The following is a 19,363-nucleotide window of genomic DNA, read 5'->3' on the forward strand; positions in this document are numbered from 1 at the left end:
CCAGCCAATCTTGAGGAGAACCGCTCCATGACAGCCTGCATCGTCGGCTGGGCCCATACCCCCTTCGGCAAGCTCGATGCCGAGACAGTCGAGAGCCTGATCGTCCGCGTCGTGAACGAGGCGCTCGACCATGCCGGAATCGGCCCCGAGGACGTGGACGAGGTCGTGCTCGGCCATTTCAACGGCGGCTTCTCCCCCCAGGAATTCACGGCCTCCCTGGTGTTCCAGGCGAGCGACCGGTTCCGCTTCAAGCCGGCGACCCGGGTCGAGAACGCCTGCGCCACGGGGTCGGCCGCCGTGCATCAGGCCATCAAGACTATCGAGGCGAAGCGTGCCCGGACGGTTCTGGTGGTCGGCGTCGAGCAGATGACGACCACTCCGGGGCCGGAGATCGGCAACATTCTGCTCAAGGCCTCGTATCTGCCGGAGGACGGCGACACCAAAGGCGGCTTCGCGGGCGTATTCGGGCAGATCGCCGGGCTGTACTTCCAGCGCTACGGCGACCAGTCGGACGCCTTGGCGATGATTGCCGCGAAGAATCACCGGAACGGGGTCGATAACCCTTACGCCCAGATGCGCAAGGACCTGGGCTTCGAGTTCTGCCGCACCGAGAGCGACAAGAACCCCTTCGTGGCGGGCCCGCTGAAGCGGACGGACTGCTCCCTGGTGTCGGACGGCGCGGCCGCCCTCGTCATCGCCGATACGGAGACGGCCCTGCGCATGAAGCGCGCGGTCGCCTTCCGGGCGACGGCCCATGCGCAGGACTTCCTGCCCATGTCGAAGCGGGACATCGTCCAGTTCGAAGGCTGCGCCGAAGCCTGGCGGCGGGCCCTCGATCAGGCCGGAATCGCGCTGACCGATCTGTCTTTCGTCGAGACCCACGATTGCTTCACCATCGCAGAGCTCATCGAATACGAGGCCATGGGCCTGACGCCTCCGGGCCAGGGCGCCATTGCGGTCAAGGAGGGTTGGACCGCTCGGGACGGCAAGCTGCCGGTCAACCCCTCGGGCGGCCTGAAGTCCAAGGGGCACCCCATCGGGGCCACCGGGGTCTCCATGCATGCTCTCTCGGCAATGCAGCTTTGCGGCGAGGCCGGCGGGATCCAGGTCAAGGACCCGGTCCTCGGCGGCATCTTCAACATGGGCGGCGCCGCAGTCGCAAACTACGTGAGTGTGCTCGAGCGGATCAAATAAGGCCGCTCAGGCACGCCGATCCGGCTCTCCCGGAGCCCTCGCGTCAATCGCGAGGGCATGCAGGCCCCTGGCGAATGCGCCTTTGAGGGCCTCGTTCACGAGACGGTGGCGTTCGACCCGGCTCTTGCCCGAGAAGGCCTCCGACACGATATGAAGACGGAAATGGGTCTCGCCGCCCTCGCGCCAGCCGGCGTGGCCGCGATGCTGTTCCGACTCGTCCGTGACAGTCAGATGAGTCGGGTGCAGGCGCTCCTGCAATTCCTGCGTGATCCAATCGGCGAGGGTCATGCGTATGGTAAACCTTTTTGAACGGGTCTGCGGCGAAAAGCGTCGAGGCCTTGGCTCCGGGCCGGAAGCCACTCATAATCCCTGCGTCATGGATCTCAACTCACCTCTTTTCGATCGCATCCGCATCAAAGCTGCCTGCGACGAGCCGCGCGAAACGGAAGGGCCCGTCTGCGATCATCCGGATTGCAAGGCGGCGGGCGAATACCGGGCCCCGAAGGGCCGGGAGCACGAAGGTCAGTACTGGCGGTTCTGCCTCGCCCATGTGCGCGAATACAACGCCTCGTACAATTACTTCGCCGGCATGTCGGACAATGCGGTGGCGGCCTATCAGAAGGACTCGGTCGTCGGCCACCGGCCGACCTGGGCCATGGGGGTGAATTCCAAGGCCGACAACAAGAAACAGGAGCGCGAGTGGGCCTATGTGGATCCCTTGGGGATCCTGCGCGGCGAGGATTTCCGGCAGGGACGCCGAAGCCGGGCGCCGGCCGAGCCGAAGCCGCCGCGCCATACGGGTCCGGTGCGCCGCGCCCTAGACGTGCTCGGCCTGGACGAGAACGCGGATGGCCCCGCCATCAAGGCCCAGTACAAGGCCCTGGTGAAGCGCTTCCATCCGGATGCGAATGGCGGCGACCGTTCCTACGAGGAGCGGCTGCGCGACATCATCAAGGCCCACGACACCCTCAAGAGCGCGGGAATGTGCTGAGGGAAATCCGGCTGCGCAGCTTCGACATGCGACGATCCCGTTTGCGCCTGGGATGCATGATTGTTAAGTAACCCTCTTGTGATCACTGGCGCTTGTGACAATTCGAACAAATCCGACCGAAAGGCCCTGACGATGGCGACTACCGAGACAACGCCCCTCCTGCCGGACATGAAGGTTTCCGTCCGTCAGGTTTTCGGCATCGATTCGGATCTGGAGGTCCCGGCCTTTTCCCAGAGCGAGGAGCATGTGCCGGATCTCGATCCGGATTATCTCTTCGACCGGGAGACGACCCTGGCCATTCTGGCGGGCTTTGCGCGCAACCGCCGCGTGATGATCACGGGCTATCACGGCACCGGTAAGTCCACCCATATCGAGCAGGTGGCGGCCCGGCTCAACTGGCCCTGCGTGCGCGTGAACCTCGACAGCCACGTGTCCCGTATCGATCTTGTCGGCAAGGACGCTATCGTTCTCCAGGAAGGCAAGCAGGTCACCGCCTTCCAGGACGGTATCCTGCCCTGGGCCCTGCAGCACAACGTGGCGCTCGTCTTCGACGAGTACGACGCGGGTCGGCCCGACGTCATGTTCGTGATCCAGCGCGTGCTGGAGCAGTCGGGCAAGCTCACGCTTCTCGACCAGAAGCGGGTCATCCGGCCTCACCCGGCCTTCCGCCTCTTCGCCACCGCCAACACGGTGGGCCTCGGCGACACCTCCGGGCTCTATCACGGCACGCAGCAGATCAACCAGGGTCAGATGGATCGCTGGTCCATTGTCACAACCCTGAACTACCTGCCGCACGACAAGGAGGTGGACATCGTCCTCTCCAAGGCGAAGCATTATCAGGAAAGCCCCGAGGGCCGCGATATCGTCAACAAGATGGTGCGCGTGGCGGATCTCACCCGCAGCGCCTTCATGAACGGCGATCTCTCCACCGTCATGAGCCCGCGTACGGTCATCACCTGGGCCGAGAACGCCGACATCTTCGGCGATACGGGCTTCGCGTTCCGCGTCACCTTCCTCAATAAGTGCGACGAGCTCGAGCGGCCCCTGGTGGCGGAGTTCTATCAGCGCTCCTTCGGCAAGGAACTGCCGGAAAGCGCCGTGAACGTGGCGCTGTCGTAAGCCGCTGCCCCGGACCGTCCGGGCGCGCGGCGTATTTGATGGTTCTGGCGATCCCGGCCTTTCGCGATGCTCCGGCCGGGATGACGAGCAAGGGAATCCGATGTCCATCTCGAACCGCAAGCCCGGAGACAAGAAGGAAGCGCCGACGGAGCCGTTGAAGCGCTCCATCGCGGGCTGCATGAAGGCCATCGCGCGCAAGCAGGATCTGGAGGTGACCTTCGCGTCCGACCGCCCGGCCATGATGGGCGACAAGGTGCGCCTGCCGGAGCCGCCCCGTCGGCTGACCGCGCACGACGCCGCCATCCTGCGCGGCTATTCCGATTCCATGGCGCTGCGGCTCGCCTGCCACGACACGGCCTTGCACCGGAGGCTGGCGCCCGATGGCCAGGCGGCCCGCGCGGTCTTCGACGCGGTCGAGCAGGCCCGGGTCGAGTCCATCGGCTCCCGCCGCATGTCCGGTGTCGCCTCGAACATCACGGCGATGCTGGAGGACCGCTATCACCGCGGCGGCAAGTACGAGGAGATTACGGATCGGGCCGATGCGCCGATCGAGGATGCAGTGGCGCTGATGGTCCGGGAGCGCCTGACGGGCCAGCGGCCTCCGGCCGCGGCCGCGAAGATCGTCGATCTATGGCGCGACTTCATCGAGGATCGGGCCGGCGACGACCTGGACGCTCTTCTCAAGAACATCGAGAGCCAGCGCGACTTTGCCCGCTCGGTCCGCGACCTGCTCTCCTCCCTCGATATGGCCGACGAGGCCTCCCTCGATTCCGAGGACGAGGATAACGAGGAGGAGAACGAGTCCGAGCAGGAGCAGCAGCAGGGCGAGGGCGAAAGCGAGCAGGAATCGCAGGGCGACCGAGCCGAGACCGAAATCAGCGAGGATTCCAGCGACGAGATGGAGGAGGGCGCGAGCGAGGACGCTGACGGCCCTTCCGGGGAGCTGCCGGACGAGGCCGATGAGGCGGATTCCGAGAACGCTTCCGAATCCTGGCGTCCGCCGTCCCGGCACAACGAGGGGCGCGGGCCGGATTACAAGGCTTTCAGTACGCGGTTCGACGAGGTGGTCCATGCGGAGGACCTCTGCGATTCGGACGAGCTGACGCGCCTGCGCGCCTATCTCGACAAGCAATTGGCCCATCTCCAGGGCGTGGTCGGCCGTCTGGCCAACCGCCTGCAGCGCCGCCTTCTGGCCCAGCAGAACCGGGCCTGGGAGTTCGATCTGGAGGAGGGCACTCTCGACCCGGCGCGGCTTCCGCGTGTGGTCATGGACCCATTCCAGCCCCTGACCTTCAAGCAGGAGCAGGACACCAATTTCCGCGACACGGTCGTGACCCTGCTCCTCGACAATTCGGGCTCCATGCGCGGGCGGCCGATCACGGTTGCGGCCACCTGCGCGGACATCCTGGCGCGCACCCTGGAGCGCTGCGGCGTCAAGGTCGAGATCCTGGGCTTCACCACCCGCGCCTGGAAGGGCGGGCAATCCCGGGAAGCCTGGCTGCAGAGCGGAAAGCCTGCCAATCCGGGGCGGCTCAACGACCTGCGCCATATCATCTACAAGCCCGCCGACGCCCCATGGCGCCGGGCCCGCAAGAATCTCGGGCTGATGATGCGGGAAGGGCTCCTCAAGGAGAACATCGACGGCGAGGCGCTGGATTGGGCGCACAAGCGCCTGCTCGGGCGCCCCGAGCAGCGCCGGATCCTGATGGTGATCTCGGACGGCGCTCCGGTCGACGATTCCACTCTCTCGGTCAATCCGGGCAATTACCTCGAGCGGCACCTCCGGCACATCATCGAGGAAATCGAGACCCGCTCGCCCGTGGAGCTGATCGCCATCGGCATCGGCCACGACGTAACCCGCTATTATCGCCGCGCCGTCACCATCGTCGACGCGGAGGAGCTCGGCGGTGTCATGACCGAGAAGTTGGCGGAACTCTTCGAGGAGAACCCTCCTTCGGCCACGCGGGCGGCGCCCCGGCGCCGAGCCTTCGCCTGAGTGCCTGCGGCTTGACCGGGGCGGCCTTCTCGTCGAGGAGCCCGGCAGGTAACGTCGATTTCCCCGCAACAGGGTCATGAGGCATGAGGCTGAACCGCCGTCTGTTCCTGCTCGGCGGCGGCGTGGCCGCTGCCGGGGTTCTTGCCGGGCGCAGCTTCGCCCGTCCCCGGGCCCCTGATGCCGCCCTTCCGGTCGAGGTGTCGGCTCGGCCCATCGATCACCTGTCCGTGACGGATCAGGGCCGTAGCCGGTTCGGGGACCTGCAGTTCCGGGGCGGTCTCGACCTGCGCTCGTCAGAGAGCCGCTTCGGCGGCTTTTCGGGTCTCTGGCGCTCAGCCGATGGTCGCCGCCTCGTCTCGGTCGCCGACAATGCCCAGTGGCTGACGGCCCGGGCGCTGAATGCCGACGGGAGATTGGCCGGGCTGGCCGACGCAAAACTCGCGCCGCTGCTCTCCTGGGATGGGCGTCCCCTCGGCCGGACCCGCTACTACGATACGGAAAGTCTGACCATCTCGGGCGGCGTAGCCTATGTGGGAATCGAACGCCGGCATGCGATCGTCCGATTCGAGTGGGATGCCGACGGCGTGGCGGCCCGCGCCAGACCCGTGAAACTGCCGGATGCATTCCGGGGGACCATCGAGGCGCTGGGGAGCAACCAGGGCCTGGAGGCCATTGGAGTCGCGCCGCCGCGCTCTCCCCTGGCCGGGGCTCTCGTGGCCGTTGCCGAGAGCCCGCCCAGGCATGGTGAACCGATCCCAGGCTTCATCCTGACAGGGGCGCACAGGGGTGAGTTCTCGATCCGCCGCTCGAACGGCTACGATGTCAGCGACCTCGCATTCCTGCCCTCGGGCGATATGCTTCTTCTGGAGCGGCAGTTCTCGATCTTCGGAGGGTTCCGCAGCCGCCTGCGCCGGGTTGCCGCCGATGCTGTAAAGTCCGGGGCGGAGGTCGACGGAGCCGTCATCTACGAGAGCGACGCATCCCACGAGATCGACAACATGGAAGGGCTCGCGGTCCATCAGGAAGACGGCAGCACCGTCCTCACCCTGATCTCGGACAATAATTTCAGCCCGCTGCAGCGAACCCTGCTGCTCGAATTCTCCCTGGAGCCGTGAAACCCGACGCTTCAGGCCGGGCTTCTCTGCATCAGGGCCGGGCGCATCAGCCGCAGGACGAGGCCATAGGGCAGGATCGAGAAGATCGAGAGCGCCAGCTTGACCCCGTAATCGGCGATGGCCAGGGTCGTCCAGGGCAGGGCGATGCACTGGTCCACGATGCCGACCTTCGCCAGAAGGCCGTCGATGGTCTGGGAGGTGCCGGGCAGGGTGCCGCAATAGAATGCGAGCGAGAAGAAGATCATCGTGTCGACGGCGGCCGAGATGGTCGAGGACGCGAAGGGCGGTAGCCACCAGGCCCGGTTGCGCAGCCGCGAGAAGATCGAGATATCGAGGAGCTGGGCCGTCAGGAAGGCGCTTCCCGACGCGATGGCGATCCGGGGTGTCGCCAGGATGACCGAGAGAACGACCGCCAGGGCAAAGCCTACATAGACGATTCGCCGGGCCCCTTTAGGGCCGAAGCGCCGGTTGGCGAGTTCTGTCACCAGGAACGAGAACGGATACGTGAAGGCGCCCCAGGTGAAATAATCCTGAAGGCCCCAGGCATGGAAGGGGTACTGGACAAGGATGTTCGAGGACAGCACCACCACGGTCATGGCCGCGAGGGCGATCGTGAAGTCACGGCGGTCGAGTCCGATCATGACGTCCCTTCCGGTCTTGAAACAACGCAAAACGGGCGGCTTGACGGCCGCCCGCTGCACAATCCGTCGAACGGTCGAGATTAGCTCGCGGCGGCGAGCTTCTTCTCGATCTCGCGCTTGATCGCAAGGGCGCCCGTGGACAGCTCGTCGGCCTTGGCCTTGGCCAGGAAGGCGTCCAGGCCGCCGCGGTGCTCGACCGAGCGGAGAGCATGGGCGGACACGCGCAGGCGCACGGAGCGCTGAAGCGTGTCAGATTGCAGCGTGACGTTGCAGAGGTTCGGCAGGAACTTCCGCTTCGTCTTGCGGTTCGAGTGGCTCACCAGGTGGCCACTCAGCACGGCCTTGCCGGTCAGTTCGCAACGGCGCGACATGGGTTCAATCCTATCATTCACGAGGGTCACGGCTTCGTCCGCTGCGGGTTTGCCTGAACGCAGATCCCGCGGCTGCCGGACGCCAAAAGTCCTTGGAAGATGCGAGCCTATAGGCCGAAACGGTTCCCCGCGTCAAGAATAGCGCGCTGTCGCACCGCGAATTTTGTAATATCGTGGTCACGATTTATTCTGATTCTCGTGAGAGGGGACCTCAGACCTCCGGGAATCGCCGGAAAACGCCCAGGGAAACGCCCCATGCGCATGATCGCTCCAGCTGCTCTGGCGCTGGCCCTCGTCGGATTCGGCGCTCCCGGGAGGGCGCAGACCCTTCAGGTCGAGTATGACGTCACCTTGGCCGGGCTGACCCTCGGCAAGGCCGACCTGACCTCGACCTTCGAGGGCCCGAAATACAAGATGCAGGCGGGCGTGAAGCTGATGGGCCTTGCCAAGCTTCTCACGGGCGGCAAGGGCGCGGCCACCGCGGCCGGCACCATCGTCGGCCCTCAGCCCCAGCCGGCAAGCTTCGCGATCACGTCCCGCTCCTCCGACGACCAGCGCACCGTCCGGATGGGCCTCGCGTCCGGCAACGTGGAAGCCGTCGAGATCGTCCCGCCTATCGAGGAGAAGCCTGACCGGGTCCCCGTGAAGGAGACCGACACGAAGGGCGTCGTGGATCCGATCAGCGCACTCCTCATGCCGACGGTCTCGGCCGGAACGCTGATGGACTCCAACAATTGCAACCGGACCATCCCGGTCTTCGACGGCGCGGCCCGGTTCAACGTGGTCCTGAGCTACAAGGAGACCCGGCGGGCGGAGGTGCCCGGCTATAGGGGCCCGGTGCTCGTCTGCACGGCCCGCTACGTTCCGGTCTCGGGCCACAGGGCGCTGCGCCCCTCCACCAAGTTCATGGAGGAGAACAAGGACATGTCCGTGTGGCTCGCCCCGCTGGACCGGCAGAAGCTCCTGGTCCCCTTGCGGGTCTCGGTCCGGACGATGATCGGCGTCAGCGTGGTCGAGGCCTCGAAATGGGCCTTCGACGACACGGCCGGAGCCGTGCCGGTCTCCGGCTCGACTCAGTAAGAGCCGGTTTTCTGTGGCAGAATTGACCGGCCATCCCCATATGACGAGGTGAACCCGCTCCGGGATGGAACCCGGATGCTTTGCGAAAGGCCCCGCAGGACGCCACCCGTGTGGATGGCTCACCGAGGCTCCCCCCATTCCAACCGGGATTGCAGCCCATCGTCTCCCTTTCTGGCATGACCCGCCGTTCCCTCCCCCCGCAGGTGCGCGCGCGCGGCGTTACGGCCGTGCTCGGCCCGACTAATACCGGCAAGACCCACCTGGCCATCGAGCGGATGCTCGGCCACGAGACGGGCATGATCGGCCTTCCGCTTCGGCTTCTGGCCCGGGAGGTTTATCAGCGCGTCGTCGAGAAGGCGGGCGCCCACAACGTCGCCCTGGTGACGGGCGAGGAGAAGATCAAGCCGGACCGACCCCGCTACTGGATCTCGACCGTCGAGGCGATGCCGCGAGACCTCGACCTTGCCTTCGTGGCCGTGGACGAGATCCAGCTCGCGGCCGATCTCGACCGGGGCCACGTCTTCACGGACCGGCTCCTGAACCAGCGGGGGCGGGAGGAGACCCTTCTCATCGGCTCCAACACCATGCGCCCCCTGATCGAGGCGTTGATCCCGGGCGTCCATGTGGTCACTAGGCCCCGCCTGTCGCAGCTCACCTTCGCGGGCGAGAAAAAGGTGTCGCGCCTGCCCCGGCGGACGGCGATCGTCGCCTTCTCGGCCGAGGAGGTCTATGCGATCGCGGAGCTGATCCGTCGCCAGCGCGGCGGGGCCGCGGTGGTGCTCGGCGCCCTGTCGCCCCGCACCCGCAATGCCCAGGTGGAACTCTACCAGTCCGGCGACGTGGAATATCTCGTCGCCACCGACGCGGTCGGCATGGGGCTCAATCTCGACGTGGATCACGTGGCCTTCGCGGCAGACCGGAAATACGACGGCTTCCGTTTCCGCAAGCTCTATCCGGCCGAACTGGCCCAGATCGCCGGCCGGGCCGGGCGCCATATGCGGGACGGCACCTTCGGCACGGCGGGACGCTGCCCGCCTTTCGATGCCGAAACCGTCGAAGCGCTGGAGAATCATACCTTCGACCCGGTCCGGATCGTGCAATGGCGGAATCCGGACCTCGATTTCTCGTCCCTCGGCCGGCTGCGGGACAGCCTGTCCGAGCAGCCTCGGGAATACGGTCTGGTGCGGGCCCCCATGGGCGAGGACGTGGCGGCCCTCGAGGTTTTGGCCCGCGAGGACGATATCCAGGCCTTCGGACGGTCGAAAGTTGCTGTGGAACGCCTCTGGCAGGTATGCCAAGTTCCCGATTACCGGAAAGTATCTCCGCAGACCCATGCGGATCTCGTGGGGCAGCTTTACCGGTTCCTGATGAAGGAAGGGTCCGTGCCGGCGGATTGGTTTTCCCGCCATCTTCTGGCAATGGATCGGACGGATGGCGACATCGACACCCTGTCGAACCGCATCGCTCAGGTCCGGACCTGGTCCTTCGTCGCCAACCGTCCGGACTGGTTGAAGGATCCGGAGCATTGGCAGGGTGTTGCGCGTCAGGTAGAGGACAAGCTATCGGATGCGCTCCATGAACGTCTCGCCCAGCGCTTTATCGACAGGCGCACGAGCGTTCTCATGCGGCGCTTGAGAGAGAACACGATGCTCGACGCGGAAATCACGACCACCGGCGATGTCACCGTCGAGGGTCAGCACATCGGCCACCTGCACGGCTTTCATTTCGTGCCCGACCCTCAGGCCGACACGGCGGAGGCCAAGACCCTGCGTAATGCGGCCAGCAAGGCGCTGGCGGGCGAGATCGAAGCCCGGGCCGACCGGTTTGCCGAAACGCCGGACACCATGCTCGTGCTGTCGAACGATGGAACGATCCGCTGGATGGGCGATCCGGTCGCCAAGCTGGAGCCCGGCGACAAGCTGTTCGAGCCGCGCCTGCGCATCCTCTCCGACGAGCAACTGACCGGTCCGGCCCGCGACAAAGTCGACGGCCGCCTGCGGGCCTGGCTCAAGGCCTATGTGGTGCGCCTGCTCGGGCCGCTGATGGAGCTTGAACATTCCCAGGAGCTGACGGGCCTTGCCCGCGGCATTGCCTTCCAGATCGTCGAGGCGCTCGGCGTCCTGGAGCGCGCGAAGGTCCTGAACGACGTGCGCAGCCTCGACCAGGAGGCCCGCGGCGCCCTGCGCAAGGCCGGAATCCGGTTCGGCGCCTATCACCTCTACCTGCCTGCCCTTCTCAAGCCCGCACCGCGCATTCTCTCGGCGCAGCTTTGGGCGCTCCAGAACGGGGGCCTCGACCAGAAGGGCATCGACGAGATCGCTCATCTGGCCCAGTCGGGCCGGACTTCGATTCCGGTCGATAAGGAGATCGCGGCAGGGCTCTATCGCGCGGCAGGCTTCCGTGTCTGCGGCGACCGGGCCGTGCGCGTCGACATCCTGGAGCGTCTGGCCGACCTCATCCGTCCCGCCATCGCCTATCGCCCAGGTGTGACGCCCGGTGAGCCGCCCGCGGGCGCTGCCGATGGCGAGACCTTCGTGCCGACCGTCGCCATGACCTCACTGGTCGGGTGTGCGGGCGACGATTTCGCCACGATCCTCAAATCCTTGGGCTACGTGATGGAGCGGCGCCCCGGCCCGGCCATCACGGTGCCGCTGGTTCCCGCGCCTCAAGCTGTCGTTGCGGTACCGGCGACCGCAGAGGGCGGGCCCGTTGCCGAGATGCCCGCGGAGGCATCCGCCGAAGTGGGTCGTCCCACCGAGGCCGCTCTCGAGAGCGTCGAGGCGTCCGCCTTCGTTCCGCCGGAGGCCCCGGTGGCCGTGGAGGCGCCAGCCGCCGCTCCCGACGCAGCACCCACCGTCGAGGTTTCGGCGGAAGTGCCCGCCGAGGCAGCTTCGGAGACGCCGGTGGAGACTCCCGCCGAACCCGAGATGGTCGAGGTCTGGCGCCAGCACCGGCGCCACCACGAGGGCGGCCATGCCCGCCAGGGCCGCGGACGCCAGGAACGGGGCGAACGCCGTCCCCGCCAGGGCGACCAGCGGCAAGGTGAACAGCGTCATGGCGAGCAGCCCTCCGGCGAGCGCCCGCCGCGCCCGGACCGTCGGCCCGAGCGTCGGGAAGCGTCGGGAGAAGGCGGCAGGCCGCAGCAGGGCCGTCATTCGCGTGGCCCCGGCCGTCCCGACGAGCGCCGCGGACCTCCGCGGCACGGCAAGGGCTTTGAGCCGCGCCGGGATGCGGGGCACGAGCGCCGGGAGCGGCAGCCGGATCCGGATTCGCCTTTCGCGAAGCTCATGGCTCTCAAGGCCCAGCTCGAGGACAGCAAGAAGTGACCACCCGGCGTCCGGCCCCTGCCGCCTGCGATGCGTGAGGACCGGCAGCGGCTCGACAAATGGCTGTGGTTCGCGCGCTTCGCGAAGACCAGGACGCTCGCCGCGAAGCTCGTGACGAGCGGTTTTGTCCGGATCAACGGCCAGAGAGTCGAGAATGCCGCCAAGGCCCTGGCGATCGGGGACGTGATCACTCTGGCCCTGGCACGGACCACTCTCGTCCTCAGGGTCGAGGGTCTCGGCCAGCGCCGCGGCCCTGCACCAGAAGCAAGGCAGCTTTACGCAGAGCTGGGCCGTGACGTTGGGACGCTTGTCAGCGAACGCGACAGCGAGTAGAGCGGCATGAGCTTGGCGCATCCTGACCCGAACCGACCCTCAGAGGACCGTTCATGACCTACGTCGTCACTGAAAATTGCATCAAATGCAAATACATGGACTGCGTGGAGGTGTGTCCGGTCGATTGTTTCTACGAGGGCGAGAACATGCTCGTCATCCATCCGGACGAATGCATCGATTGCGGCGTCTGTGAGCCGGAATGCCCTGCCGAGGCCATCAAGCCGGACGCGGAGCCGGGCTTGGAGCAATGGCTCAAGCTGAATGCCGATCTGGCGAAGTCCTGGCCGAACATCACCCAGAAGAAGGAACCGCCTGCGGACGCAAAGGAGTTCGACGGCGTTCCGGGCAAGTATGAGAAATTTTTCACGCCCAATCCCGGCGAAGGGGACTGAGCGACCTCGGCTATATCCGAATCCTTTTAACGCTTTTTGTGAAATATTTTTGCTTTTTCGGGGGGGCTGTGATAGGGTTCTCACGAATGCAGTCGCTTGCGCCCGATATGTGCCAAATCCGCAGTTCGGCGGCCCACTATATGAAGCAGTGATGGAGACACGCCCTGTGACTTGAGGAAGTCCGCTGCCTCAGGTCGGGGGTTCGGGTGCGTTCTGACTACTGACTACTTCAGGGAGACGGGCGGAATAGTCAAGTTCCGCATTCGTCGATTTTTGTTCCGCCGGAGCCCTGTCCGACGAAACGACAGCCCCTCGCCTTGGTGGCGAGGAAGCATGCAAGGAGGCCTCTCTCGCATGACGACCGCCAAGAAGTCCGCCCAGCGTCTCGGTTTCAAGACCGGCGAAGCGATCGTTTATCCTGCCCACGGCGTCGGCCGCATCACGGCCGTCGAGGAGCAAGAAATCGCGGGGTTCAAGCTGGAGCTGTTCGTGGTCTCCTTCGACAAGGACAAGATGGTCCTGCGGGTCCCGACCGCGAAGGCCGCGAGCGTCGGCATGCGTAAGCTCGCCGAGCCTGCCCTAGTCCAGAAGGCTCTGGACGTACTGACCGGCCGGGCTCGCGTCAAGCGCACCATGTGGTCGCGCCGGGCTCAGGAATATGAGGCCAAGATCAATTCCGGCGACCTGATCGCCGTGACCGAGGTCGTCCGGGACCTTTACCGTTCGGAGGCCCAGCCGGAGCAGTCCTACAGCGAGCGCCAGCTTTATGAATCGGCTCTCGACCGCGTCGTGCGCGAGATCGCTGCCGTGAACAAGATTACCGATACGGAAGCCCTCAAGCTCATCGAGCAGAGCCTGGCCAAGTCGCCCCGCCGCCTCGCCAAGGGCGCCGAGGGAGATGCCGAGGCCGAAGGCGAGAGCGACGACCTGCAGGAAGAGGCCGCCTGATCGGCTTTTTCCCATCTCGACATGGAACAAAAGGCCCGGGCGAAAGTCCGGGCCTTTTCTTGTCCGAGCGCTTGTCTTTGCAGGGTCGATCCCTATTTCTGCAAACCCGACAGAATTAAGCTGAACTTTTTCCCGCTTCGCTCGTTGTGTCCTTGCCAAGGGAGGACACAATGGGAGAAATCTCTGGGGTTCGTCGTCGGTTCGTCCGTGCGGCCATGAATGCTCCATTCCTCGAACGCCAGGAGGAGCATCTTCTTGCCGTGCGCTGGAAGGAGCAGCGGGACGAAACGGCCCTCCATCAGTTGACCGCCGCACATATGCGCCTCGTCATCGCGCTGGCGGCCCGCTTCCGCCATTACGGTCTGCCCATGGCGGATCTGGTTCAGGAGGGGCATGTAGGCCTCCTCGAAGCGGCTGCCAGGTTCGAGCCGGAGCGTGAGGTGCGGTTCTCCACCTATGCGACCTGGTGGATCCGCGCCTCGATCCAGGATTACATCCTCCGCAACTGGTCCATCGTCCGTGGCGGAACCAGCTCGGCCCAGAAGGCGCTTTTCTTCAATCTTCGTCGGCTCCGCGCACGGCTCACCCGCGGCGGTGAGGAGCGTATCGCATCGGAAGTTCACGAGAAGATCGCCGAGGCCATTGGCGTTTCACGGGCCGACGTGGCCCTGATGGATGCCCGGCTGTCGGCTCCGGACACCTCCCTCAACGCGCCCGTGCTCGACGCCGACTCTTCCAATTCCGCAGAGCGGGTCGAATTCCTGGTCGATGGCAGCCCCCTTCCAGATGAGAGCGTCAGCGATGTGATCGACAGCGAGCGCCGTGTCCGCTGGCTGCGGCAGGCCCTGGAGGTCCTCAATGAGCGCGAACTGCGCATCCTGCGGGCCCGCCGGCTCGATGACGAGCAGGTGACGCTGGAGTTTCTTGGAAACCGCCTCGGCATATCCAAGGAGCGCGTGCGCCAGATCGAAAACAGGGCCCTGGAAAAGCTGAAGCGCGCCCTGATGGAAAAATATCCCCAGGCCTCGGGCGCGTTCGTCTGACGGCCTCGTCCGATATTCAGAAGCCGGATGGCCGGTCGAGACCCGGCTATTCGACTGCGATCTTATAGCGTTCCCCGACCTTCAGGCTGTCGCTGCGATCGAGGCCGTTCATCTGCATGAAGCGGTCGAGCGGCCGATCGACCGGCATCCGTTCCGCGAGGCTCTGAATGGTGTCCCCCGGCTGGGCCGTCACGATCCTCAGGCGCAGCGGACGGATCGCGCGGGCCTCGTCCGGTTGGACCTGCCGCACGCTCTCCAATGTCCGCCGGAACAGGCTGTCCAGATTGCCGGCCCCACTGCGGGACGCCAATATCAACCGATAGGTCGTGTTCCCGATCCGGATCGCTGACAGGCGGAAAGACCATTCCTTGCCGACCGAGAGGGCAGTCGCGACCGGCAGGCCGTTGACTGTCGTGGTCGTCATGCTTCCAGGCTCGATCGTGTCGTTCCAGGTGGAACGCAGCACTTCCTCCAGGCTCTGCCCGGCGGGCGTATCCGCCGCATCGAACAGAAGCCGCCGGCTGCCGTCGGCCGAGGCGCCGAGGACGGCCTGGGAGGTGTTCTCGAGGGTGAAGCCCTCCGGAGCCTCGAACGCCACCCCAAGGCGGGAATGGATGAAGCGGCGGCCCCTGACCACGCCATCCGCCGGATCGTCCCCATAGGCGATGCCGTCGATGACAGAGAGGTATTCGGATCGGCCGGCGGCCCCGATCCCGGGTGCGCCGCTGGCCCGCCGGGCTGCCTGCAGCGCGAGATTGATCCGATCCCGGGTGTTCGGGTGGCTCGCCATCATGTCGGCGCTGTTATCGGATCCGCCCGTCGCGGAGCGGCCGAGGGCGGTCAGGAAACGGGGCGCGCCATAAGGGTCGAACCCCGCCCTTGCCAGCACCTTGACGCCGGCTTGGTCGGCTTCGAGTTCCTGGGAACGGGAGAAGCTTGCCAGATTCGAGCGTGCCTGGCTCTGCACCAGCGCAGCCTCCTCGGCATTGTTCAGCACGTTCTCGGTGACGCGCTTGATGAGGGTGGACCGGGCCTGCAGCTCATTGCGCTGCGAGGCATGGCGCAGCGTGACGTGGGCGATCTCGTGAGCCAGGACCGCGGCAATCTCGGCTGTATCGTTCGCAAGGGCAAGCAGGCCGCGGGTCACGTAGAGGTGCCCGTTGGGCAGCGCGAAGGCATTGACCACCGGGGAGTTCAGAATCGTAACCTGATAGGCTTCATCCGGCCGGTCGCTCGCATCCACCAGATGCTTGGTGACCTCGGACAGGAGTCGCTGCGCCTCCGGAGCCTTCGCTTCGCCCCCGAAAGCCGCGACCAGGCGCTCGTGATCGCGATCCCGCGGGCGCTCCGCACCCACGACGCGCGGCGCATCGGCCGGAAGCGACACGTTGCTGTCGAAGCCGGCGCAACCCGCAAGCCAGGCCACGAGAAAGACGCCTCCGGCAACCCGGATTCCTTTAGTTTGACGTGTACGGCTCATGCTCGCTCAATGTGACGGGTGCGTGCCATCGAGGCGTTGGATCATCTCGGGTACTACAACGGTAAGAGCGGCTCCTTGCCAAGGCTCCAAAATGCCTCGGACCCTGATCCGCCGCCCCTTGAGATTCGCGGCCGACAGGCCGCGGGCCGTCATAGTCCTCCAAGTCCGTTGGGGAATGATGATCGTGAAATCCTCCGCCCAATGCCTCCCGAAATTCAAATAGACCCGTTGCTTGCGCTCGCCGATGCTGTTCACCCGCCCCTCGACGAGGGTGAATGTTCCGAATCGGTCCTGCAGGCGGCTGATCTGGTCTGCGTCGATGGGTTTATAGAGAGCATCTGCCCAGAGGCCAAGGTTCCGCTCGCGCGCTGTTTCCTCCAGTGCCAGAAGCTCCGGCCGGCAAAGGGTCTCGGATGGCCCAGGGTCGACGAGGGCAAGCCCCGCCTCGACGAGGGCCTCGGCGATGTCGACGCCGGCGGCCGCATCATCGGCCGGGCGAATACGGATCGGAAGGCGCCCCCACCGGTCGTGACGGGGGCCCGCCCCGACGAGGACTTGTCGACCGATAAGGGCCTTGAGCCTGGCTTCGGCCTGAGACCGGGCCGGAGTCGTCTCGGGGAGCCGAATCTCCGCAAGCTTCGCGGGCCCGCCCGAGGCGAGCACGAGATCGCCGGCGGGCGTCACCTCCGAGAGACGGTCCGAAGTCGTCTCGGTCGCGCAAGTGGGGTTTTGAGGCCGGGCCGTGGCGCCGGCTGCTTGCCCCTGAGAGGCCAGGAGCGCGCAGGGCAGAAGGACTGCCAAGCCCCTAAAGACGGAAAGCCCCATGATCGCCCCCGCTGATCCGAGAGGATCTTAATCCTCCCGGAAGGACCCGGCACCCCAAGCTTTCGTGATCGCGCGCAACTCCCCGGTTTACCTGTGGGCGAATTGTGCTACTCATCCGGCTTGTGCGGTCCCGTAGCTCAGCAGGACAGAGCAGCGGTTTCCTAAACCGAAGGTCGGAAGTTCGAGTCTTCCCGGGATCGCCAGATAAACCATTGCAGCAATTGTAGTTTTTGCCGTATTCCCGCAGGCGCAGCAACGGGGTTTGACACCTCTAAGCGCGTCGCTCGTTCAATTTGAGACCGAATCCCAGGGCGAGTCCTCTAGACTTTGAGTGGAAACAGGCGCGTTGAGCGTACGCTTGCGCTGTCTCTCGATTGTCCTTCGCCGAACCTTGCCCAAGGGCTCAGGTTGACCCGATTCAGACCTTCAACGTCTGCCCCCATTTCCCGTATCAGTAAGCGGGATTGGAGCGATCAGGACCGCAACCGTGCGTAATGCGACCCTGTTCTCACCCGCGAACCGCCCGAATCCACCAAGCGCCGTCGTGTCATTGCGGCGTGTACCAGATGGGGGAAGTATAGGCGCGCTCCGTGACGGTCATGGGCGTCCCAGGCAAGGGCTGCACGCCGAACCGTTTTGCGTCGTACGCGGTCCAGCGCGGCGTCGGGATCTCGATCACCCGGCCGTAGTAGAAGGCCGGCTGGCTCGGGTCGAAGTCCGGATCGGTCCAGACCGTCGCCAGCTCCGGCGCGCCAATCGTGTTCGTCCAGGTGGCGTTTGTCACGTCGACGGTGTCGCCGACCGGCGGCAGCTTGCCGTCCGCGCCGGGCTTGCGCCGCTCGGCATCGGCCCAGGCAACATCGTAAACCTTCTCCTGGAGGGTCCCGTCCTTCGCCAGCCAGCCCTTCACGATCTGGTAGCGGTCGAGGTTCGCGCCGAGCGGATCCTTCAGCGCAGCTACCAGGAAGGTGGGCGACTTGCCCTGCGGCGCGGCCCGCAGCTCACCGCCCATCGGCACGCCCTTTGTGTAGCCGGTGTAGGCGGGCAAGCGGCTCTCCGCATCCTGCGGGACGAAGTCCCAGCCGCCGAAGAACCGCACGATCATCCGCGGCCCGGTCGTGCCGTAGGTCTCCCGGCGCTGCATCGCGTCCCATAGGGCGGCGCGGGTGTTCTCCTTCGCCCACACGGCGGCATAGCCTGAGGCGGAGACCTGCCAGTCCATCACCTTGATGTGGGTCTGCGGGTTGTCGAAGAAGGTGGCGCGCATGCGCTCGGGGCTGGGTTCCTGCGGCGTTGTCTTGCCGAAGAAGTTGTCCTCCTCCATGGCGGTGAGGCCCGTATGCGCGTCGCTGCTGCCGATGAGGCCGAACTTGTATGGGTTGACGCCGAGCGTCTGCCCGAGCCTGAGGCCGTTCTTCAGCGCCGCGCGGGCATACTCGAATTCCAGCATCTCCTTGGTCTTCGCCACGCTGCCGTCGAGATTGCCGAAGTCCCAGCGCTCGAAGTTGGCGAACTCGTCGTTTGGCGACAGGAAGGGATGGGTCTCGCCGTCGCCCTTGGTCTGCGTGGCCTCGTAAAGCCGCTCCCATCTGGCCCGGGTCTCGGCATAGTCGCGGTCGAGTTTCTTGCCGAAGGCCTCGACGGTGGGGAACATCAGGCCGTTCGAGAGATTGCCGTTGTGGGCAATCGCCAGCACGCTGCCGCCGGTCTTGTCCTGGTAGGCTTCCATCCATTTCCACAGTTCCGTCGGGTTGTCGCTCCCGGGCGGATACACCGTGAACGGCTCGACCTGGCCTGCTTTGTCACCGTTGTCGCGGAAGATGACGTTGCGGTGCAGGTTGTTGCCGCCTGTGTTGGACGTCCACTCGTAGCCGATAAAGGCGGTGAAGCGGCCGGGCTCGTTGTACTGCTCGGCGGCCGCGATCGTCTCCTGCCAGGCCCCACGATACGGCCGCGTGCCGGGCAGATACATGAGATCCTTCGGGAAGGTGCCATGGGAGAAGGCTGTGATGATCTCGACAGCCGCGTCCGCGCCCTTGCCGGACTGGAGCATATCGTACCAGCGCCGGCCTGTCGGGTCGGCCAGCACCTCGGGCTTGCCGGCGAACAGGTCGGGGAAGAAGCCCATGTTGTCGGAATGGTCCGAGACGACGAGGAAGTCGAGCGGGCGGGAAAGCTTCACCGGCTGGCCGGAGGAGGCCGTGACCTGCTCGCCTCGGGCGAAGCGGTAGGCGTCCCGCGGCGTCAACCGCGCCCCGAAGGCGCCGGCGTCGAAGGAGAACGCTGTGTGGAGGTGGGTGTCACCGAAGAATGGCCGCGTGGGGAAGTCGCGGTTGGCGTAAGGAGAGTAAGGCGGTTTCGGCAGGGCCTTCTCGATCTGCTCCCGGGACGGGGTACCGGCATCCTGGGCCCCAGCCGGCGCGATCAAGCCGAGCGTCATCAGGACTGGCAGAACCGAACGCTCGAATGTCATCCTCACCATGTCGTCCTCCCTTGCTCAGCTCCAACG

Annotated in this window: 17 protein-coding genes and 1 tRNA gene; 12 read left to right on the forward strand and 6 right to left on the reverse strand. The window is 65.6% G+C overall.

The features are described from left to right. The first annotated feature begins 27 nt into the window (after positions 1-27). On the forward strand, positions 28-1,194 hold the full coding sequence (locus tag C4E04_RS02210; RefSeq protein ID WP_109594543.1) for an acetyl-CoA acetyltransferase: 1,167 nt from the start codon (positions 28-30) through the stop codon (positions 1,192-1,194). A gap of 6 nt (positions 1,195-1,200) precedes the next feature. Here the strand turns inward: C4E04_RS02210 and C4E04_RS02215 are convergent, their stop codons facing one another. Then, the gene (locus tag C4E04_RS02215) at positions 1,201-1,482 is read right to left on the reverse strand and encodes a BolA family transcriptional regulator (RefSeq protein ID WP_109594545.1); all 282 of its coding nucleotides are present in this window, start codon (positions 1,480-1,482) and stop codon (positions 1,201-1,203) included. An 88-nt stretch (positions 1,483-1,570) separates the two neighbouring features. On the opposite strand from C4E04_RS02215, the gene C4E04_RS02220 reads away from it, so the two are divergent. From C4E04_RS02220 to C4E04_RS02235, 4 genes are all read left to right on the forward strand, one after another. Further along, complete coding sequence (locus C4E04_RS02220) at positions 1,571-2,185, forward strand: J domain-containing protein (RefSeq protein WP_109594547.1); 615 nt, start codon at positions 1,571-1,573, stop codon at positions 2,183-2,185. Between the two features lie 132 nt (positions 2,186-2,317). Then, positions 2,318-3,304, forward strand: a complete 987-nt coding sequence (gene cobS / locus C4E04_RS02225; protein ID WP_109594549.1) for a cobaltochelatase subunit CobS — start codon at positions 2,318-2,320, stop codon at positions 3,302-3,304. A gap of 100 nt (positions 3,305-3,404) precedes the next feature. Then, complete coding sequence (cobT, locus tag C4E04_RS02230) at positions 3,405-5,300, forward strand: cobaltochelatase subunit CobT (RefSeq protein ID WP_109594551.1); 1,896 nt, start codon at positions 3,405-3,407, stop codon at positions 5,298-5,300. Positions 5,301-5,383: 83 nt separating this feature from the next. After that, on the forward strand, positions 5,384-6,415 hold the full coding sequence (locus C4E04_RS02235) for an esterase-like activity of phytase family protein (RefSeq protein WP_109594553.1): 1,032 nt from the start codon (positions 5,384-5,386) through the stop codon (positions 6,413-6,415). A gap of 11 nt (positions 6,416-6,426) precedes the next feature. Here the strand turns inward: C4E04_RS02235 and C4E04_RS02240 are convergent, their stop codons facing one another. Beyond that, complete coding sequence (locus tag C4E04_RS02240; protein WP_109594555.1) at positions 6,427-7,056, reverse strand: queuosine precursor transporter; 630 nt, start codon at positions 7,054-7,056, stop codon at positions 6,427-6,429. A gap of 80 nt (positions 7,057-7,136) precedes the next feature. Then, a complete protein-coding gene (gene rpmB, locus C4E04_RS02245; RefSeq protein WP_109594557.1) occupies positions 7,137-7,427 on the reverse strand; it encodes a 50S ribosomal protein L28 in 291 nt (96 codons plus the stop codon). Positions 7,428-7,682: 255 nt separating this feature from the next. Here rpmB and C4E04_RS02250 point away from each other — a divergent pair, with 255 nt between their 5' ends. The 6 genes from C4E04_RS02250 (at position 7,683) to C4E04_RS02275 (ending at position 14,549) form a co-directional block, all read left to right on the forward strand. After that, positions 7,683-8,507 (forward strand): DUF3108 domain-containing protein, encoded by an 825-nt coding sequence (locus C4E04_RS02250; protein WP_109594559.1) that lies wholly within the window; start codon positions 7,683-7,685, stop codon positions 8,505-8,507. Between the two features lie 176 nt (positions 8,508-8,683). Beyond that, positions 8,684-11,833, forward strand: coding sequence for a helicase-related protein (locus C4E04_RS02255; protein ID WP_109600680.1), 3,150 nt, complete (start codon positions 8,684-8,686; stop codon positions 11,831-11,833). A 30-nt stretch (positions 11,834-11,863) separates the two neighbouring features. Beyond that, positions 11,864-12,166 carry an RNA-binding S4 domain-containing protein gene (locus C4E04_RS02260; protein WP_109594561.1) on the forward strand — a complete coding sequence of 101 codons (303 nt, stop codon included), beginning with the start codon at positions 11,864-11,866 and terminating at the stop codon, positions 12,164-12,166. Positions 12,167-12,219: 53 nt separating this feature from the next. After that, complete coding sequence (gene fdxA / locus C4E04_RS02265; RefSeq protein ID WP_109594563.1) at positions 12,220-12,558, forward strand: ferredoxin FdxA; 339 nt, start codon at positions 12,220-12,222, stop codon at positions 12,556-12,558. Between the two features lie 354 nt (positions 12,559-12,912). After that, positions 12,913-13,506 carry a CarD family transcriptional regulator gene (locus tag C4E04_RS02270; protein ID WP_109594565.1) on the forward strand — a complete coding sequence of 198 codons (594 nt, stop codon included), beginning with the start codon at positions 12,913-12,915 and terminating at the stop codon, positions 13,504-13,506. A 170-nt stretch (positions 13,507-13,676) separates the two neighbouring features. Beyond that, a complete protein-coding gene (locus C4E04_RS02275; RefSeq protein ID WP_109594567.1) occupies positions 13,677-14,549 on the forward strand; it encodes an RNA polymerase factor sigma-32 in 873 nt (290 codons plus the stop codon). 46 nt (positions 14,550-14,595) lie between these two features. On the opposite strand, the gene C4E04_RS02280 is transcribed toward C4E04_RS02275, so the two are convergent. Next, a complete protein-coding gene (locus C4E04_RS02280; protein ID WP_109594569.1) occupies positions 14,596-16,029 on the reverse strand; it encodes a M48 family metalloprotease in 1,434 nt (477 codons plus the stop codon). A gap of 6 nt (positions 16,030-16,035) precedes the next feature. After that, on the reverse strand, positions 16,036-16,854 hold the full coding sequence (locus C4E04_RS02285; protein WP_109594571.1) for a thermonuclease family protein: 819 nt from the start codon (positions 16,852-16,854) through the stop codon (positions 16,036-16,038). A gap of 126 nt (positions 16,855-16,980) precedes the next feature. Here C4E04_RS02285 and C4E04_RS02290 point away from each other — a divergent pair. Beyond that, positions 16,981-17,057, forward strand: a tRNA-Arg gene (locus C4E04_RS02290). A 344-nt stretch (positions 17,058-17,401) separates the two neighbouring features. On the opposite strand, the gene C4E04_RS02295 is transcribed toward C4E04_RS02290, so the two are convergent. Continuing rightward, positions 17,402-19,336, reverse strand: coding sequence for a DUF3604 domain-containing protein (locus tag C4E04_RS02295; RefSeq protein ID WP_109594573.1), 1,935 nt, complete (start codon positions 19,334-19,336; stop codon positions 17,402-17,404). Positions 19,337-19,363 lie beyond the last annotated feature (27 nt).

It is taken from the genome of Microvirga sp. 17 mud 1-3 (assembly GCF_003151255.1).
Classification (GTDB): Bacteria; Pseudomonadota; Alphaproteobacteria; order Rhizobiales; family Beijerinckiaceae; genus Microvirga.

Coding starts and splice junctions, on each gene's coding strand:
- C4E04_RS02270 (WP_109594565.1), top strand. CDS start 12,913: ATGACGACCGCCAAGAAGTCCGCCCAGCGTCTCGGTTTCAAGACCGGC.
- C4E04_RS02220 (WP_109594547.1), top strand. CDS start 1,571: ATGGATCTCAACTCACCTCTTTTCGATCGCATCCGCATCAAAGCTGCC.
- C4E04_RS02235 (WP_109594553.1), top strand. CDS start 5,384: ATGAGGCTGAACCGCCGTCTGTTCCTGCTCGGCGGCGGCGTGGCCGCT.
- C4E04_RS02240 (WP_109594555.1), bottom strand. CDS start 7,056: ATGATCGGACTCGACCGCCGTGACTTCACGATCGCCCTCGCGGCCATG.
- fdxA (WP_109594563.1), top strand. CDS start 12,220: ATGACCTACGTCGTCACTGAAAATTGCATCAAATGCAAATACATGGAC.
- C4E04_RS02255 (WP_109600680.1), top strand. CDS start 8,684: ATGACCCGCCGTTCCCTCCCCCCGCAGGTGCGCGCGCGCGGCGTTACG.
- cobT (WP_109594551.1), top strand. CDS start 3,405: ATGTCCATCTCGAACCGCAAGCCCGGAGACAAGAAGGAAGCGCCGACG.
- rpmB (WP_109594557.1), bottom strand. CDS start 7,427: ATGTCGCGCCGTTGCGAACTGACCGGCAAGGCCGTGCTGAGTGGCCAC.
- C4E04_RS02250 (WP_109594559.1), top strand. CDS start 7,683: ATGCGCATGATCGCTCCAGCTGCTCTGGCGCTGGCCCTCGTCGGATTC.
- C4E04_RS02210 (WP_109594543.1), top strand. CDS start 28: ATGACAGCCTGCATCGTCGGCTGGGCCCATACCCCCTTCGGCAAGCTC.
- cobS (WP_109594549.1), top strand. CDS start 2,318: ATGGCGACTACCGAGACAACGCCCCTCCTGCCGGACATGAAGGTTTCC.
- C4E04_RS02260 (WP_109594561.1), top strand. CDS start 11,864: ATGCGTGAGGACCGGCAGCGGCTCGACAAATGGCTGTGGTTCGCGCGC.
- C4E04_RS02285 (WP_109594571.1), bottom strand. CDS start 16,854: ATGGGGCTTTCCGTCTTTAGGGGCTTGGCAGTCCTTCTGCCCTGCGCG.
- C4E04_RS02275 (WP_109594567.1), top strand. CDS start 13,677: ATGGGAGAAATCTCTGGGGTTCGTCGTCGGTTCGTCCGTGCGGCCATG.
- C4E04_RS02215 (WP_109594545.1), bottom strand. CDS start 1,482: ATGACCCTCGCCGATTGGATCACGCAGGAATTGCAGGAGCGCCTGCAC.
- C4E04_RS02280 (WP_109594569.1), bottom strand. CDS start 16,029: ATGAGCCGTACACGTCAAACTAAAGGAATCCGGGTTGCCGGAGGCGTC.
- C4E04_RS02295 (WP_109594573.1), bottom strand. CDS start 19,336: ATGGTGAGGATGACATTCGAGCGTTCGGTTCTGCCAGTCCTGATGACG.